The organism is Blastopirellula sediminis, assembly GCF_020966755.1.
Lineage (GTDB): Bacteria > Planctomycetota > Planctomycetia > Pirellulales > Pirellulaceae > Blastopirellula > Blastopirellula sediminis.
Genome location: NZ_JAJKFT010000004.1, coordinates 421840 through 437221, shown reverse-complemented (window position 1 = coordinate 437221; position 15382 = coordinate 421840). Strand labels below are relative to the sequence as shown.

Below are 15382 nucleotides of genomic sequence, written 5' to 3'. Positions count from 1 at the left end.
GAGTCGGCCGCGGAGGTCGCAAGAACGTCCATAAAGGAGATGGCCCAACGCCAACGCTAGAATCGAGCGGCCGTGTGCCACGCGTCGCACGACTGATGGCGCTGGCGATCCGCTTCGACGAATTGATCCAGGCTGGCGATGCGACCGACTACGCGGAACTCGCCCGACTCGGGCACGTCACTCGTGCCCGCATCACGCAAATCATGAACCTGCGGATGCTGGCCCCCGATATCCAGGAAGCCATTCTGTTCTTTCCCGACACCGATCGCGGGCGCGACCCACTGCACCTTCGTCAACTCCAACCCATTGCTCTGACGCCCGACTGGCGAAAGCAACGGCGAATGTGGAAAGAACTGACAAGTGAACCACGTCAGGAAGTTTTTTCAGAGTAATGTTTGACTATCGCGATTCCCATGGCGATAAAAAACGATGCGATCCTTTGAACCACACGAGCACACACATCCCAACTGCAGATTTATACCGAGACGAGCACGCCCACAGAGGACCGTTTCGTTCTACATGAGAAGCAAAGCTAGACATGGGACATACGCGACTTGGCGCTCTTCCGCGAACAAGAGCATGGCGTGACGTTGTACAACTGATCGCCGCAGGCGCGGATACTGCTCAAGTCGCCGAAGCCACAATTAGGGCAGCTGAGAAATCCTTCTCGTTCGTTCAAGATGATTGCGGCTACAATCACGCAGTATGGCTGCTAACTCAACTTGGTTTAGCTGGCAGGTCATCCGATCCGGTCGGATATTTGCGCGAACACGGCGTAAATATTCCTGAAAACAGTTCTATCACCGAGGTTGTCGTTGGACTTAGCGAAGCGCTCGACAACGCCACGTATCAGGAAATTACACGATCGGATTTAGGCGATTTGGCGCAACGTGCCCTCTGTGACGCAGTGGTTACTCGGATGGAGCCTAAACTTCAGCAGCAATCGCTGTTTGACACGCGAGCGGACGACATAAAGGCGGCGTTGTCCGACTTTTCTAAAGAGAAAGAATTTGCTCATCTCTCTCGTGAATTCTACTCCCGCCTCACGTGTGAGAGCATGAACTACTTTCTAAGTCGTACATTGGCTACACATCTCGGCGATGGGCAACGCTTTGCAACCATGAACCAAATGGCTGAGTTCGACAACGCCTTAGAAACGCATTGTCGGGAAGCGTCGAAGATTGTCGAGCAGTACTCGGGCGAGTGGTTTTCACTACACGTCTACCAAGAACATGGAGCAATCTCACGGGATTCGGTTCAGGGGTTTGCCTCTTGGGCTTTGAAGAAAATCAATGACGAGTTACGGGTTGGAGCAAATGCCAATGGACATTGATCGCTACATCATATGTGGCGATTCATTGCCGCAACTCTCGACCGAATGCGAATCTAACACGACTCGTCTTCATATCTATGGCTCCGACGATGATTGCAAGCTCAATCTGCGAATCGATGAAATTCAGAAGCGGCTGTACAAGGAGGTACCGGCTCGATTTCGGGATTTACTCGACATCGCTACGTATGTTTTTGCAGCCGATCAAACTAACCCACGCGGCGCCAGAGACGTCGAGTCGTTTGGCAGCTTCTGGCGTCGACGGTTTCATTTTTTCATTTCAGTACGCGACCTCGAATTTTGGCGATCAGCAGAAACCCAGAAGGTTCTTTGTGAGACGCTCTCGTTCCTGTCCGATGATCATTACGACTTTATCTTCTCGGAAATTAAACACCAGTCTTCATTTCAGACTTTCTTAAACTTCACCGATGACGAAGTTCGTCGGAATTTACCGGAGCGGGTAGTCATGTTTTCTGGGGGCGTGGATTCTGTAGGAGGCGCCGTTGAAGAAGTAGTGAATCAGAAGAATCCAGTCTTACTTGTAAATCATCGCGCGACGCAAAAGCTCGACATCCGCTACGAGAAACTGCGACGATTACTCAACACCAAGGCAACGAATAATCTACCGAGCCACGTTCGTGTCACGGTGAACAAGAAGAAATCGATGAATCGTGAATACACTCAAAGAAGTCGCTCGTTTCTCTTCGTGACTTTGGGGGCAACCATCGCGGAGATGCTGGGGTTATCTCATGTTCGGTTCTACGAGAATGGCGTTATCAGTTTGAATTTGCCGATTTGCGCCCATGTCGTCGGCGGCAATGCGACAAGGACGACCCATCCACGTGTAATCCACGGATTTCAGTCATTACTGACTCTCGTCAGCGGTAAGCCGTTTTGTGTCGATAATCCCTTTCATTGGAACACGAAAGGTGAGATAGCAAAACTGATCTCCAGGGCGGAGTGTGCCGATCTCATCGCGGATTCAATTAGTTGCACTCACACATGGGAGATCTCAAATCAACATTCGCATTGCGGCTATTGCTCACAATGCATTGATCGACGATTTGCAATCCTTGCCGCCGGACTGGAAAACCATGATCCGCTCGAACAATACCGAATGGATATCTTCACCGAAAGTCGCTCCAAGAGCGAACATATTAACGAAGACAAAACGTTGTTCGCCAACTATCTTGAGCGCGCCAATCAGGTGGACCTAATCGATGGTCCGCTGCAATTCCTGAAGAAGTTCCCGGAAGTGGCTAGAGCACTGCCTTACCTAGATGAAAGCGTTGGAGCGCGATTACCGAGATGCTTCGACATGTATAAAAAACATTCAGGGGAGGTGAATCGCGTAATTGACAAAATGCTCGCTGAGCATGGGAGGGCCATTCGTCAACGTAGTTTACCACCAGATTCGATGCTTCGGATTGTGTACGAATCTCGCCTGCCCTGCACCGTTTCCGCGAAGCTTGGAAAAGAAGATCTACCGGAAAACGTGTTCAGGCGGAAAGGCGAGGCATGGCAAGTGCGATTTCAGGGAGGAAAGGAGTTTATTGTCCTTGGGCACAAGGGGGTTGGTTATATTCACCAGTTGCTTTCAAGGCCTGGTGAAGCAATAAGTGCTGTTGAAATTGTGTGCGGATCAGCTGCGGAATACTGCAACTATCTAATCGTCGCAAGAACTGCCATCGAAGATGGACTTACGTCAAAACACAATCCACTTCTTGATACGTTGGGCGCCATCTCGGACAAGCAAGCAATTGATCAATATCGCGACGAAGCAGAGCGACTATTAGGTGAGATCGATCGCGCTCGAGCTGACAACAACGAGGTGCTGGTTCGTGAGCTACAAGTTGAAATACAAGCTTTCCTATCAACCATACATACTTCGGTAGGCATTGGCGGACGACTCAAACAAAGTGGCGACAAACAAAAGAACATTCGCGACAGTTTTCGCAGCGCGGTAAAGCGTGTCATCGATAATCAAATCAAGCATGCTGACAGTTCTCTTGCGGAGCACCTGACAAAATACACCACCTTCGGGAACCACCCCAAGTACCAACCTCTAGACGGAATTTCCTGGGAGCTTAGCGCTGTCGTCAACGAGTAAAAATTTCTAAAAAATTCAGAGGCTACACGGAATGTAGCCTCTGCTACGTCGGATGTCGCCCCCTTCAGCTTTGAAGGTGCACCCGGCGTTTTTCTTTTGGCTTACTAGAGCCATTCGCCCTGCGCCATAGGATCCTATCTCCAAAGGAAGGAAAGGGTTATGGCATTCTCCAGTGCGTCACTATCTTTTGGGCGACGACAACTCATCCGAGAGATGCAACGGATCAACTTTGGGCAGATCAGGTCACTTGCCGTGAGCGGGGCGCAACCAAAGACTAAATCTTTTCTTCGGGACTTGCCCGCGGTTCGGCGCCGAGGGACAGTTCGATCTCGCTTGGCAGATCCGGACCATTCGTACACTGTGGTGTGACATTGATCACGTCACTGTCTCCGAGGTGCGCGAACGATTGAATGCGTCGAAGCTGCCCGAACCGTCTATCGTGGTTCACTCCGGCAACGGCGTTCATCTCTAGAGGAACGCTCCAACCCTACGAATTTCGCTGCCGCGGACGAACCTCCCGACGTTGGCGATCATTCGGTTGATTCCCCAGGCGTCAAAAAAAGGCGTGTTATCAGCATCGATCCGTCGAAAAACCCAGTCGGCGACACGATGCATCAGATTACCAATACACTGCTCAAGTTCGGTGGTTGCTTTAGCCGCGCCGAGCAATTGGTGAACATGCGGGATGATGTCATCACGCCAGTTCTTTCTTCTGCAGAATTGGCGGGACTTCTCAATTACTACGTCGAGTTCGGTTTTGTCGAAGGGAGTCGATTTCAATACAAGCCGCTTCCATCCAATTACGGCAACACCTGGCTCAACCATCCGGGAGAGCGAGCACGCCTGCAAGCGATCGAGTTGTTCACCCGCAACCCAGTCTATTCGCAGGATTGGCGGCTGGTGGCGCCCGGATACGATCCGCACTCGAAAATCTACTACGCAGGTCCGCTGGTCGAACGACGAGCCGGAACGAATCAGCTCGATGCATTATTAAGCGACTTCTGCTTCAAGACGCCTGGGGACCGAACCAACTTCATCGGGATGCTCCTGACGGCGCTCTTGATACCGCACTTCATTGGTTCCAAACCGGCGGTCCTGTTTAACGGCAATCAACCCGGGCTCGGCAAAACGGTCCTGGGGCAGATAATCTCCATCCTGCGTGATGGTATGACGGTGGAGACCGCCAGCTACAACCCCAACGACGAAGAGTTCGAGAAGCGGCTGGGAGCGATCGTACGGCGTGGGAACAACACAATCATCATTGACAATGCCAAAGGCAAAGGCCGTAATCCGCGCATCGAGTCGGCTTGCCTGGAACGTTCGATCACGGACCCGATTCTATCCTATCGCCTGCTGGGTAGCTCGGAGTCGATCCGCGCCGAGAACTCGCACATCTTCTGCTTGACGGCCAACTCGCCTGATGTGAGTCGCGACTTGGTGACCCGGAGCGTGGTCGTCAATCTCTTTCACGAAGGCAACCCGGAACGACGCACATTCTCTATCGCTGACCCGGAAGGTTACGCCCAGGAACATCGCCTGGAAATTCTCGGCGAACTTATCGGCATGGTCGAACGCTGGAAGGCGTCGGGCATGCCGCGAGTAACAACTCACTCACGATTCAACAAACGCGGCTGGGGTGACATCGTTGGTGGCATCCTCGATGTCTGTGGTGAACCAGACTTCTTGGCTAACAGCGAGGAGGCGGCGACGCAGTTGGATGACACGCGTCGCGAGTTTGGTGACTTGGTGGCGTCCCTAGCCGATCATCCGCAAGGAATCTGGACGCCAAAGGAACTGGTGGAGCACTGCGACAGGCAGGGAGTTCTCCAGGAAGAATTGGGCGACGGCTCCATTCGCTCGAAGGCCACCAAGCTTGGTTCGCTCGCCGGTCGGTTTGTTGCGGAGATATTCGATCTGAATGACGGTCGCACAGCGACATTCATTCGGTCGCAGGATCGCAAAGGAAACGTCTATCGAGTTGGTCTCACCGAAAAAGTGCCGAACCTATAGGCCTTTGCCGAACCTCTGCCGAACCTTGAAATGCCCAAGGTTCGGCACCCTTAAGTTCAAGGATAGTATCGAGATACAAACAGTCTGCCGAACCTGCCGAACCTTAAAAGCAACGCAGCACGTACGGGCGCGCGCATGCACGCGCACGGATGAAGACTGGGTCCGGAATAAGGTTCGGCAGGTTCGGCATTTGACGTAAGTCCAGAACTGGAAACGACGTATGCGAGCAACAAGGTTCGGCACAACGTTCGGCAGAGGTTCGGCAGTTGGATCTAGCTTCAATCGCTTTCAGCAAGGGAGAACGAGACGATGTGCAATTGGAACAACGAAATCATTCGGTTCGTGATGACCGTCGACAGCATGGTCGGTCCCCTCGACGCCATCGTCATCTTCCTACTGCTCCTGCTGGCGGGCACGTGCGTTCAACGAATCGTCAACTTGCGAACGAGCGAGGGCAACCTGTAGCGCCAAGGTCACTGAAGGAAACTACACAGCCCATCAGGGCATGCCCTGGCAACGTGTGTACTTCGTCGAATGTTGATCAATCAGGACAAGGAGTAACTTATGAAACGAACGGATTCCCAAACGCCAGTCGCCCAATCGATTGACTGGTACGCCCAAGGTGATTCTCAAATGGTAGAGGTAAATGGCGTGCGCATCATCGTGCGACTCGTTGGTAGAAAAGGACGCCGGGCACGCATCGCAATCTCGGCGCCATCGACAGCAAAATTTTCAGCAGCTTCTAACGAATCGGACACGTTTCCAATAGTGACTCGATAGCATTTTCGGTTAGAATGAAGACATCTTCAGTGGCAGGAGGTCTCTGGTTCTCTTGCCCGCCGCTCGCAACGAGCCGCACTCCGCATCTCGGAGCTACCAGCACGAATCATTTGTGCATAGGTGAGCTCCGTCTCATGAAGATCGAACAGTGGAAGATTTCTGACGTTACGCCGTATCCCGGCAATCCCCGCGTCAATGATGGCGCGGTCGAAGCGGTAGCCCGAAGTCTTCAGGAGTTTGGGTTTCGACAGCCGATCGTCGTGGATGATCAGGGCGTGATCATTGTCGGTCACACCCGCCTCAAAGCGGCCCAGAAACTGGGCTTCGAGTTGGTTCCCATCCATGTAGCCACAGATATGACGCCGGAGCAGATCAAAGCCTACCGTATCGCTGATAACCAGACGGCGACTCTTGCGGAATGGGACGAGAATCTACTTCCCTTGGAATTGGCGGATTTACAATCGCTCGGCTATGACCTTGGGCTGCTCGGCTTCAGTGCAGACGAACTGGCGAAGATGCTCCACCCCGACGGCAAAGAAGGCCTTACCGATCCCGATGAAATCCCCGAGCAACCGGATCAGGCCGTCTCCCAACCTGGCGACTTATGGATCTTAGGCGAACATCGATTGCTCTGTGGAGATAGCTCGAAACCGGAAGATGTTGATCGGCTCCTAAACGGCGCTGCCATTCATTGCGTGAACAGCGATCCTCCCTATAACGTGAAGGTTGAACCGAGATCGAAGAACGCCATCGCGGCCGGTAATAGCAGCTTCACCGACCCGAGCAGACGCAAGCCGGATGGAACGCCGAAGAAGTTGCGGGCGAAGGATCGCCCGCTGGAGAATGACTTCGTTTCGGAGGAGGAGTTCGATCGCTTGCTCGACGCGTGGTTTGGAAATATGGCCCGCGTTCTCACTCCCGGACGAGCCTTCTATCTCTGGGGCGGATATGCGAATTGTGCGAACTACCCGCCTGTTTTGAAAAAGCACGGACTCTATTTCAGCCAGTCGATTATCTGGGATAAACAGCACCCTGTTCTCACTCGGAAAGACTTCATGGGTGCGCATGAGTGGTGCTTCTACGGTTGGCGTGAAGGTGCGGCCCATCGCTTTTACGGACCGAAAAATATCCCCGACCTGTGGCACGTGAAAAAGATTCCGCCCCAGCAGATGGAACATCTAACGGCCAAGCCTGCAGAACTTGCGGTTCGTGCGCTGCAGTACTCCACCGTCGCAGGTGAGAACGTCCTGGATCTATTCGGTGGGAGCGGCTCGACCTTGATTGGCGCCGAGCAGACCGGACGCAACGCCTACTTGATGGAACTTGACACGCTGTATTGTGACATTATCGTCGACCGATTCCAGAGGTTCACGGGCAAACAAGCGATCTTGGAAAGAACCGGTGACTCGCCAATTCCGATGAAGGCTCGCGAGGAGGCGATGCGATGAGCGTGTTACAAAATCTTCCCCAGCAAGCTCTTGTTCATCGCCTCGATCGCTTCGCAGGCAACCAAGTGCTCGTCGATAAGAATATGTTCGTTGGTCTCGCCCAGTTCGATATCAGCGTACTCGAGCGTTTCCGCCAGCGATTGAAGGCCTTCGACCGACTTGTAGTAGGCTTCGCGGATTTCCTGGGCTTGGTGCGGGTCCAGCTTACGCAAGGCGTCGCGAAGCTTGCTTTCGAGGGCGTTGGCGGTCATCGTTCGGTCTCCGTGGTTGAGCGGCGTTCGGTTTCGTATAGGACACATGAGCCATGGAACTGTGGAAACAGCAAGCGTCAGTTCAGCGAATTGAGCAGGTTTTTGGGAAACCGCGACGTTGGCCCGTGTTGCGAATGCTTCCCGAGTTGGCCTAACCACGCCCCAAACGAGAAAACGCCCCACCGTGGCGAACCGTCCTGTGCAAAAAGTAAAGGGAAGAAAAGGGGCACAGGCACGAATGGCACGATCTTAACTTTAAGCCGCTGTCGCGTAACGATTTAGAGGCGTTTGCATTAGCTTATATCCCTTCGCCCGCCGTTTGAGTTCTCGTGGTTCATTCGGGTCGGGGCGGGCGCCGACTTTGAGTTGGCGGATCGCTTGCAGGACGTTGGTCTACTGGGCACGGGCACCATTGCACGGTCTTACGTGGCAATGATTGCGGCCAGAGAACAGGTCGCCGGCGAGTCCCATGAACAGGGAAAATTGACGGTCGTCCTGCGTGATCGAAGGCAATTTTGAACCGCAGACTCTAAGCTCACTCTGCCCAGAAACATAGAACGTTTACGAAGAGCGTTCCCTTCCGGGAGCCTCCAAAAGCCTGGCCATTTCGCCAGGCTTTTTTTATGCGCTGACGGCGTCTCGCGGTTTCGGTAGGCTAACTCTGGGCCCCTTTCCCCCTTCGCTGTTAACCGCCTGCCGCTTATGCCGACCAAAGCCGAAATCGAATCGCAAAACGACTATTTGTTGCAGCGTCAACAAAAGTTCCGCATCGCGGCCGAGTGGGTCGCCCGATCGCTGCAGCCATTTCCGGAAGTTGAGAAAGTCGCGCTGTTCGGGTCGGTCGCCGTTCCGCTGTGGAAGGAGATTCCTCGCTTCACCGCCTTTCGACGCGCCAAGATTGAGGTTTACCACGAATGCAAAGACGTCGACCTCGCGGTCTGGATTCGAGATCTCTCTCGCCTCCATGAATTACAGCGGGCGAAAGCGAAGGCGCTGAATTCACTGCACGACGAACAAAGTCTCGGCGTCGCTCCTCATGAGGTCGAAATGTTCCTGCTTGAGCCGGAAACCGATCGATATCTGGGGCGTATTTGTAAGTTCGGCAAGTGTCCCAAACAGAGAAAGCTGGAATGCCTGGTCCCTGGGTGCGGGGCTACGCCCTTCCTGCAGCAACACGTCGATTTTGAATTCTACGCCAGCGCTCTGGCGCCAGATAAACATGTCGTTCTGTTCGATCGAACGACCAACTAACCGCTTGCCCACTGCGAGACAAGCGATTTGGGGGCCATCGCCGCGACTTCGAACGTGCGCGAGTTGCACGCTTGACCTTCCCCAGCTCACCGATTCCCTAAGCCATCTGCTCTCATCTCCTTCATCTGCGGTTCCCACAACTCTTGGCATGTGGAAAAACCGCAGATGACGCCGATCTACGCAGAACGGGAGAGTGGCGATGTCGCCTAAGACAGCCTCTTCATTCGGCATGCGGCGTTTGTACGCCTCCGACGGCAACAGGAAAACGTCAGTTCATGGAAATGCCCAGGAACGTGACAATGCTATATTCGCTTACGGTGCGACGCTTCGCCGTTCATGCCTGGCAAGGTATTGCATGAACTGCAGGAAGTCAAAAGAATTGTCGCATTCGAAGATATGGCTGATCCAATATGATCGCCCAACAGAAGACACTGTCGCAGACGACAGTGGCGCCCGAAGGAAAAAGCTTTTAAACAGTGCCACCCTGCCGTTACAATCTACGGGAATGCCCTTTTTGCGAGTTGGTGTTCGTCAGATCCATTCGCACACAATGGACTTCCGATGTCACGGTAGTGTGTCATGCGATCCATCGTGCATTTGGATTCAGTGAATCCCAGAACTGCGTTTTCTGCGACATCTGCAAGGAGAAGTAGCCATGCGTCGACATTATTCATCGCGTCGTGGGTTTCTACGTTGCGTGGGAAGCGGAACGCTGTTAGCGACGCTGGGAGGGGCCGCCTTCGATATGGCGCTGATCCCTCGTGCTTTTGCAAATGAGCTTGATGGCGAACTGACGTTCGGAGACCTGGAACCACTGGTTCGAGAACTTCAGGAAACCGGTGTTGATCGACTACAACGCTCATTGGTGGTGAAACTGAATAGCGGAGTGTCACTCCAGACACTGACCGGTGCTGCCGCACTAGCAAATGCTCGTACGTTCGGTGGCGAAGACTACATTGGCTTTCACACGTTCATGGCGCTGGCACCCGCGCTGAAAATGTCAGGTCTGTTGAAGGGCCCGGAGGCTGCTCTGCCGGTCATGAAGGTGTTGTACCGCAATACGGATCGAATTCAGGAATTCGGCGGTCGTGCCTCGGAGGTGCTGCATCAAATCACAATGAATCCGACCGAGGTGGGTGACGTAGACGCTGCTGAATTGCATCACGCCGTGAGAGATCGGCAAGTAGATACGTCGGAGCAACTGCTGGCGCAACTGGTAAACGTTGACCGTGTCAAAGCGCTCAATGCACTCATCCCGCTGGTGCATGATTCTCCCGAAGTCCACCGCACTGTCCTGCCTTATCGCGCATGGGACATGCAGGAGATTGTTGGAACCGAGCATGCACTGACACTGCTGCGACAATCCCTGCGATACTGCCTTCAATCCGAGAAGTACCGCAGGGACGACTGGAGTGAACATGCTGCGATGCTGGGCAGACTATTCGATGAATACAAACTGCAGGGGCTTTCCGCAGGTAGACGCAAGGCAGCAGACGAAGACGTACATCGACTCAGTCGGGTTTTTGCCGAGGCGACTCCATCCGACGCCGCACGCGCCGCTGCCGAAATGTTGGCGGATGGCTTTGCACCAACTACCATCGGTGAAGCCCTGTCGCTGGCAGCCAGTCGGCTCGTGTTGTTGGATGGGGGGCGCCAGCCACAGTGGGAGTCGCCTGGGAAACCAGCAGGTTGTGTTCACGGTGATTCTGTGGGCGTGCATGCGAGCGATGCAGCGAATGCTTGGCGCAATCTGGCCACAGCAACTACGGACTCGGCGGCATTGTCCTGCCTGATCATCGGCGCTTGGCAAGTCGCACGCGACCGCGATGCATCGCCCAATCTACTAGATGACTCGTTGCCTACAGAGCGACATCTGGGCGAAATCACGGCTCAGGGGGCTGACGACCTGCTTAATCAGCTGGATGAAGCAATTCGTTTCAATCAACAAGCGCATGCCACGGCGATTGCGCACCGTTACGGTGAGTTGAATCTGCCTGCGGATCGGATCTTCCTTACCCTGCTTAAGTATGCCGTCAGCGAGGACGGTGCATTGCACGCTGAGAAGTACTTCCAGACCGTGCGTGACGACTTTCAATCAACTCGCCCCGCCTATCGCTGGCAGCATGTCAGCGCGCTGGCTCGCGTCACAGCCAGTGAGTATGGCCGTCCGGCCGCAGGACAGGCGGAAGCCCGTGAACTGCTTCGTGTTGGTGGATAGCCAGCCCGTCTTTTGATTGATCGTGCAGGAGAGAATGGGGCATTTGAAATTCGGAGTGCAGTTGAACTGATCATGCACTCGTTGGCAGTATTCGAGATTGCGACTCTTGTGTGACGGGACTCGCGGCCGCGTCCACTGCAGCATCTTGGCAATATGCTCGTCCGACAACATGTTTCAAGGCCGAGGAGAGTGGGCACGGGCGCCATTGCCACGGTCTTACGTGGCAATGATTGCGGCAGGACAAACCTCGCGGGTGGATCCTGTTGACAAGGCGAATTGAAGCTCGAACCGTTTGACCGAATGCGGCTGCACGCGCCACCGTTTCAGCTCACTCTTCCCGAAAAACATAGAACGTTTACGAAGAGCGTTCCCTTCCGGGAGGAGGCAATCCGGCGCCTCTCATTGTCATCCTGCGTCCGCGGTTTGCGGATGTAAAAAACTCAAATGATGCGCAGCGTGGGCGGCGTGAAAACGGTTGAACTCTTCGTGCGTCATGTTGCCAAATCCGGGATGGGCATGCAGCGGAAGCGTTGATTCGACGAATCGCGTCACGCACTCTTTCAGGCGTTCTAACTCAACGGCGTCGTCCAGGTCGTCAGGCGGCACGAACATCCCGGCCGTTCGGATGCCGCTGGGCGAGTTTCCGGTCAGCAGCCTGGGCAACATGAAATGGCGCAAGATCGGCCGGAGCGGATAGCCAAGCGTCGTCATCCATACCGGGTAACCCTTCATATTGCTCTCGATGGTCAAACGGAGGTGGCGGCAGATTTGAGCCAGCGTCCAATTCCCAGACTGCGTGTAGCCTGTACGCAGCAAGCGTTCGCATTCCGCAATCGCGTCAGGGAGTCGTTCCAGTTGAAGTTGTCGGCGCATCGAGGGGTTGTCGCGATTCATGACTCAGAGAGAACTTGTCTATCGACAGAAATCCACTAGTGCCGGACTATCGCTCGGCCTAAGGTCGCTTACGCTACGGTCATGAGTGGAACCCGTCAAGTGTTTACGACGAACCGCCCGCAAGTGGATTTCAGCCTGGTGACTTTATGGACTTGAAGGTTCTACCACAGGAAATCCCTTTCAAGACATACTGCCAAACAGGATCTCCGCTAGTCACCGTTCAGAAAATTCACATTAGGCGCAGCCCTATTCACTCTACGCACGCAACTCTTTGTGAATCAATAAGTTGGGTTGCCTGGTCTTTGCGTTTTACGTGGTGAAGGTAGGTCTTCCTGCGAATTCGTCGTCGTTTTCTTGGATTCCAAGCCAGACGGGTGATTCCAACGTCCCGCGGTTCCGGTTTTGATCTTACGTGAGCCTGGGATTCTAATAATGATTCCTGCACGCCTGGCTCGTCCTGTTTTGCCCCGTCTCCTTTCCCACCAAGTTGTCTTATGAAGTCCCTCCTTGCTCTGCTCCTGTTCGTCGGTCTGCTCGTTGGGCCTGCTGTTTTGTTCGCGCAGCCTGCGGACGCTCCTGCGACGAGGAACGGGGATGCCCCGCGATTTCCTGGACAGAAAAGCGACAAGGAAGTTTTGCTTCCCAACGGCTGGTCCCTTTCCCCGGCGGGCAAGCAAGTTGCGATGGGAGACTTTCCGGTGCGGGTCGAGTTGAGCCCCGATGGGAAATACGCCGCCGTGCTGCATAACGGGTATGGCGAGCATGAAGTCCGCATCGTTTCGCTGGCCGACGGCAAGATCGTGACGACGGCGAGCGTTCGTCAGTCATTCTATGGCCTGGCGTTTTCCGCCGACGGCAAGCAAGTCTATGTGAGCGGCGGCGAAGACGAGTGCATCTATGCGTTTCCCTTTGATCAGGGAACCTTGGGACCGGTGAAGAAGATTCAGGTCGCCGATCCCAAGGACGTGTTCGTCGTTTCGGGGATCACTCTCCACAACCAGCACATTTATGCCTGCGGACTGCTGGGAGACAAGCTTCGCAAGCTGGACGTCAATTCCGGAGAGCAGGTTGGCGAAGTCACCTTCGACGACGATTCGTTTCCGTACGGCATCTGTCTCGATTCGCCGCGCGAAATCGCTTACGTCAGCCTCTGGGGCAAAAGCAAAGTCGCCGTGATCGACTTGAAGTCGATGACCAAGACGGCCGAAATCGAAGTTCTCAGCCATCCCACCGAAATGGAATTGCTGCGGGGAGGCAAGTGGCTGTTCGCTTCCTGCTCGAACGACAACAGCGTCGTCCTGGTCGATACCGAAACGCGCGGGCAGAAGGAAATCATTCGCACGTCCCTCTTTCCGCAAGCGGCCAACGGCAGTACGCCGGCCAGCATTTGCGTGTCGCCGGACGAAGGAGTTCTGCTGGCGGCCAATGCCGACAACAACAATATCGCCGTCTTCGATATCAAGAAACCAGGTCAGACGAAATCGCTCGGTTTCATCCCGGTCGGCTGGTATCCCACATGCGTTCGATTTGACGCCCAGGGAGAAAAAATCCTGGTGACCAATGGCAAGGGGCTCACCTCACGGGCCAACCGCAACGGCCCGAATCCCAATCTCAACGCTGACGCCACCGTGCGGGAGTATATCGCCGGACTTTTCAAAGGGACGCTGAGCCTGATCGCGTCTCCTTCGCCGGCGGAAATGAGCCAGATGACCAAGACGGCGTTTCGCTGCAGCCCCTTGAAGGCGGATCAATCCCCCAACATCGCCGCCGTGGACGAGCGAAATCCAGTTCCACGCGAAGTGGGACAGCCGAGTCCGATCAAGCATTGCGTCTACATTATCAAAGAGAACCGCACATACGATCAGCTGTTCGGCGACATTCAACTGGGGAACGGCGATCCGACTTTGTGCATCTTCCCGGAACAGGTCACTCCCAATCATCACGCATTGGCCAAGCAGTTTGTGCTGCTCGACAACTTCTATGTCGAAAGCGAGGTCAGCGCGGATGGACACGAATGGAGCATGGCCGCCTACGCGACCGACTTCGTCGAAAAGACCTGGCCCCTTTCCTATCGCGGCGGCCGCGGGAAGCTGACGTATCCTTCCGAAGGTAAGCTTAAGATCTCCGAACCGTCGAGCGGCTACATCTGGGACCAATGCAAGGAAGCAGGCGTTTCCTATTTCAGCTTTGGCGAGTTCGTCGACAATGGGAAAACTCCGAACGCCCCCGCGACGACCAAAATAGCAGCCCTCCAAGGCCACTTCGACCCGCAGTTTCGGTCGTACGACCTCGACTACCCCGACGCGAAGCGGGCCGATCAATTCATCCGCCGCTGGAATCAGTTCATCGAGGAAGATAACCTTCCTTCGTTCATCATCTTGAGATTGCCCAACGACCATACCTACGGAACGCGGATTGGAAAGCCGACGCCGACGGCCATGGTGGCGGACAATGACGCTGCGCTAGGAAGGGTCGTCGACGCCATTTCCCATAGCAAGGCCTGGCCCCAGACCGCCATCTTCGTCGTTCAGGACGATGCGCAGAATGGGAGCGATCATGTCGACGCTCACCGCACCGTCGCGCTGGCGATCAGTCCGTATACGCAAAAGCGGGGCTTGGACTCCACGCTCTATTCCACCTCCAGTATGTTGCGGACGATGGAACTCATTCTCGGCATGCCGCCAATGACGCAGTTCGACGCCGCCGCCACGCCGATGCACGCTTCTTTCCTGGCCGATCCCGATCTAACTCCCTACGCGGCGATTCCGGCCCAGGTCGACGTGAACGCCAAGAACGACAAGTATGCCTGGGGGGCAAAGCTGTCAGAGCAGTTGGACCTCAGTTCCGAAGATGCAGCCGACGACCTGTTGTTTGGAGAGATCGTCTGGCGCAGCGTCCGCGGCGCCAACTCTCCGATGCCGGCCCCGGTGCGATCGGCGTTCGTCTTTGCGGAAGTGGAGGACGACGACGACGATGATGACGACGACTAGGCTCGTCGTTACTCCAGACGTCGTCGCTCGTTTGCAGTGAACTTCGAGCATCATTTGCGGTTATCATTCCAGCAGCTTTGGCCTGTTGGAATTTCCGGAA

Annotated in this window: 11 protein-coding genes; 9 read left to right on the top strand and 2 right to left on the bottom strand. The window is 54.7% G+C overall.

All coding sequences use genetic code 11. The features are described from left to right. Positions 1-95: 95 nt before the first annotated feature. The 6 genes from LOC68_RS05520 to LOC68_RS05495 all read left to right on the top strand — a co-directional run bounded on the left by LOC68_RS05520 (position 96) and on the right by LOC68_RS05495 (position 7678). Entirely contained in the window at positions 96-392 is a 297-nt protein-coding gene (locus LOC68_RS05520) for a hypothetical protein (protein WP_230216582.1), read from the top strand. 146 nt (positions 393-538) lie between these two features. Beyond that, a complete protein-coding gene (locus LOC68_RS05515) occupies positions 539-1333 on the top strand; it encodes a hypothetical protein (protein ID WP_230216580.1) in 795 nt (264 codons plus the stop codon). Further along, a complete protein-coding gene (locus tag LOC68_RS05510) occupies positions 1323-3440 on the top strand; it encodes a 7-cyano-7-deazaguanine synthase (RefSeq protein WP_230216578.1) in 2118 nt (705 codons plus the stop codon). Before LOC68_RS05515 ends, LOC68_RS05510 begins: the two co-directional genes overlap by 11 nt. A gap of 609 nt (positions 3441-4049) precedes the next feature. Then, positions 4050-5450: a hypothetical protein gene (locus LOC68_RS05505; RefSeq protein WP_230216576.1), complete on the top strand. Its 1401-nt coding sequence runs from the start codon at positions 4050-4052 to the stop codon at positions 5448-5450. A 309-nt stretch (positions 5451-5759) separates the two neighbouring features. Then, positions 5760-5915, top strand: a complete 156-nt coding sequence (locus tag LOC68_RS05500) for a hypothetical protein (protein ID WP_230216574.1) — start codon at positions 5760-5762, stop codon at positions 5913-5915. Between the two features lie 449 nt (positions 5916-6364). Then, positions 6365-7678 carry a DNA modification methylase gene (locus tag LOC68_RS05495; RefSeq protein WP_230216572.1) on the top strand — a complete coding sequence of 438 codons (1314 nt, stop codon included), beginning with the start codon at positions 6365-6367 and terminating at the stop codon, positions 7676-7678. A 5-nt stretch (positions 7679-7683) separates the two neighbouring features. Here LOC68_RS05495 and LOC68_RS05490 read toward each other — a convergent pair whose 3' ends face one another. Continuing rightward, a complete protein-coding gene (locus LOC68_RS05490; RefSeq protein WP_230216570.1) occupies positions 7684-7929 on the bottom strand; it encodes a hypothetical protein in 246 nt (81 codons plus the stop codon). A 702-nt stretch (positions 7930-8631) separates the two neighbouring features. On the opposite strand from LOC68_RS05490, the gene LOC68_RS05485 reads away from it, so the two are divergent. Both LOC68_RS05485 and LOC68_RS05480 read left to right on the top strand, forming a co-directional pair. Beyond that, entirely contained in the window at positions 8632-9180 is a 549-nt protein-coding gene (locus tag LOC68_RS05485; protein ID WP_230216569.1) for a hypothetical protein, read from the top strand. A gap of 655 nt (positions 9181-9835) precedes the next feature. After that, the gene (locus tag LOC68_RS05480; protein ID WP_230216567.1) at positions 9836-11398 is read left to right on the top strand and encodes a hypothetical protein; all 1563 of its coding nucleotides are present in this window, start codon (positions 9836-9838) and stop codon (positions 11396-11398) included. A gap of 405 nt (positions 11399-11803) precedes the next feature. On the opposite strand, the gene LOC68_RS05475 is transcribed toward LOC68_RS05480, so the two are convergent. Then, positions 11804-12271, bottom strand: a complete 468-nt coding sequence (locus LOC68_RS05475; RefSeq protein ID WP_230216565.1) for a DUF1569 domain-containing protein — start codon at positions 12269-12271, stop codon at positions 11804-11806. A gap of 515 nt (positions 12272-12786) precedes the next feature. Between LOC68_RS05475 and LOC68_RS05470 the strand changes: the two genes are divergently transcribed. After that, entirely contained in the window at positions 12787-15282 is a 2496-nt protein-coding gene (locus LOC68_RS05470; RefSeq protein WP_230216563.1) for an alkaline phosphatase family protein, read from the top strand. Positions 15283-15382: the final 100 nt, after the last annotated feature.

Bases quoted from the DNA above. Each gene is read 5' to 3' on its own strand.
- LOC68_RS05520 (WP_230216582.1), top strand. From the start codon at position 96: ATGGCGCTGGCGATCCGCTTCGACGAATTGATCCAGGCTGGCGATGCG.
- LOC68_RS05515 (WP_230216580.1), top strand. From the start codon at position 539: ATGGGACATACGCGACTTGGCGCTCTTCCGCGAACAAGAGCATGGCGT.
- LOC68_RS05510 (WP_230216578.1), top strand. From the start codon at position 1,323: ATGGACATTGATCGCTACATCATATGTGGCGATTCATTGCCGCAACTC.
- LOC68_RS05505 (WP_230216576.1), top strand. From the start codon at position 4,050: ATGCATCAGATTACCAATACACTGCTCAAGTTCGGTGGTTGCTTTAGC.
- LOC68_RS05500 (WP_230216574.1), top strand. From the start codon at position 5,760: ATGTGCAATTGGAACAACGAAATCATTCGGTTCGTGATGACCGTCGAC.
- LOC68_RS05495 (WP_230216572.1), top strand. From the start codon at position 6,365: ATGAAGATCGAACAGTGGAAGATTTCTGACGTTACGCCGTATCCCGGC.
- LOC68_RS05490 (WP_230216570.1), bottom strand. From the start codon at position 7,929: ATGACCGCCAACGCCCTCGAAAGCAAGCTTCGCGACGCCTTGCGTAAG.
- LOC68_RS05485 (WP_230216569.1), top strand. From the start codon at position 8,632: ATGCCGACCAAAGCCGAAATCGAATCGCAAAACGACTATTTGTTGCAG.
- LOC68_RS05480 (WP_230216567.1), top strand. From the start codon at position 9,836: ATGCGTCGACATTATTCATCGCGTCGTGGGTTTCTACGTTGCGTGGGA.
- LOC68_RS05475 (WP_230216565.1), bottom strand. From the start codon at position 12,271: ATGCGCCGACAACTTCAACTGGAACGACTCCCTGACGCGATTGCGGAA.
- LOC68_RS05470 (WP_230216563.1), top strand. From the start codon at position 12,787: ATGAAGTCCCTCCTTGCTCTGCTCCTGTTCGTCGGTCTGCTCGTTGGG.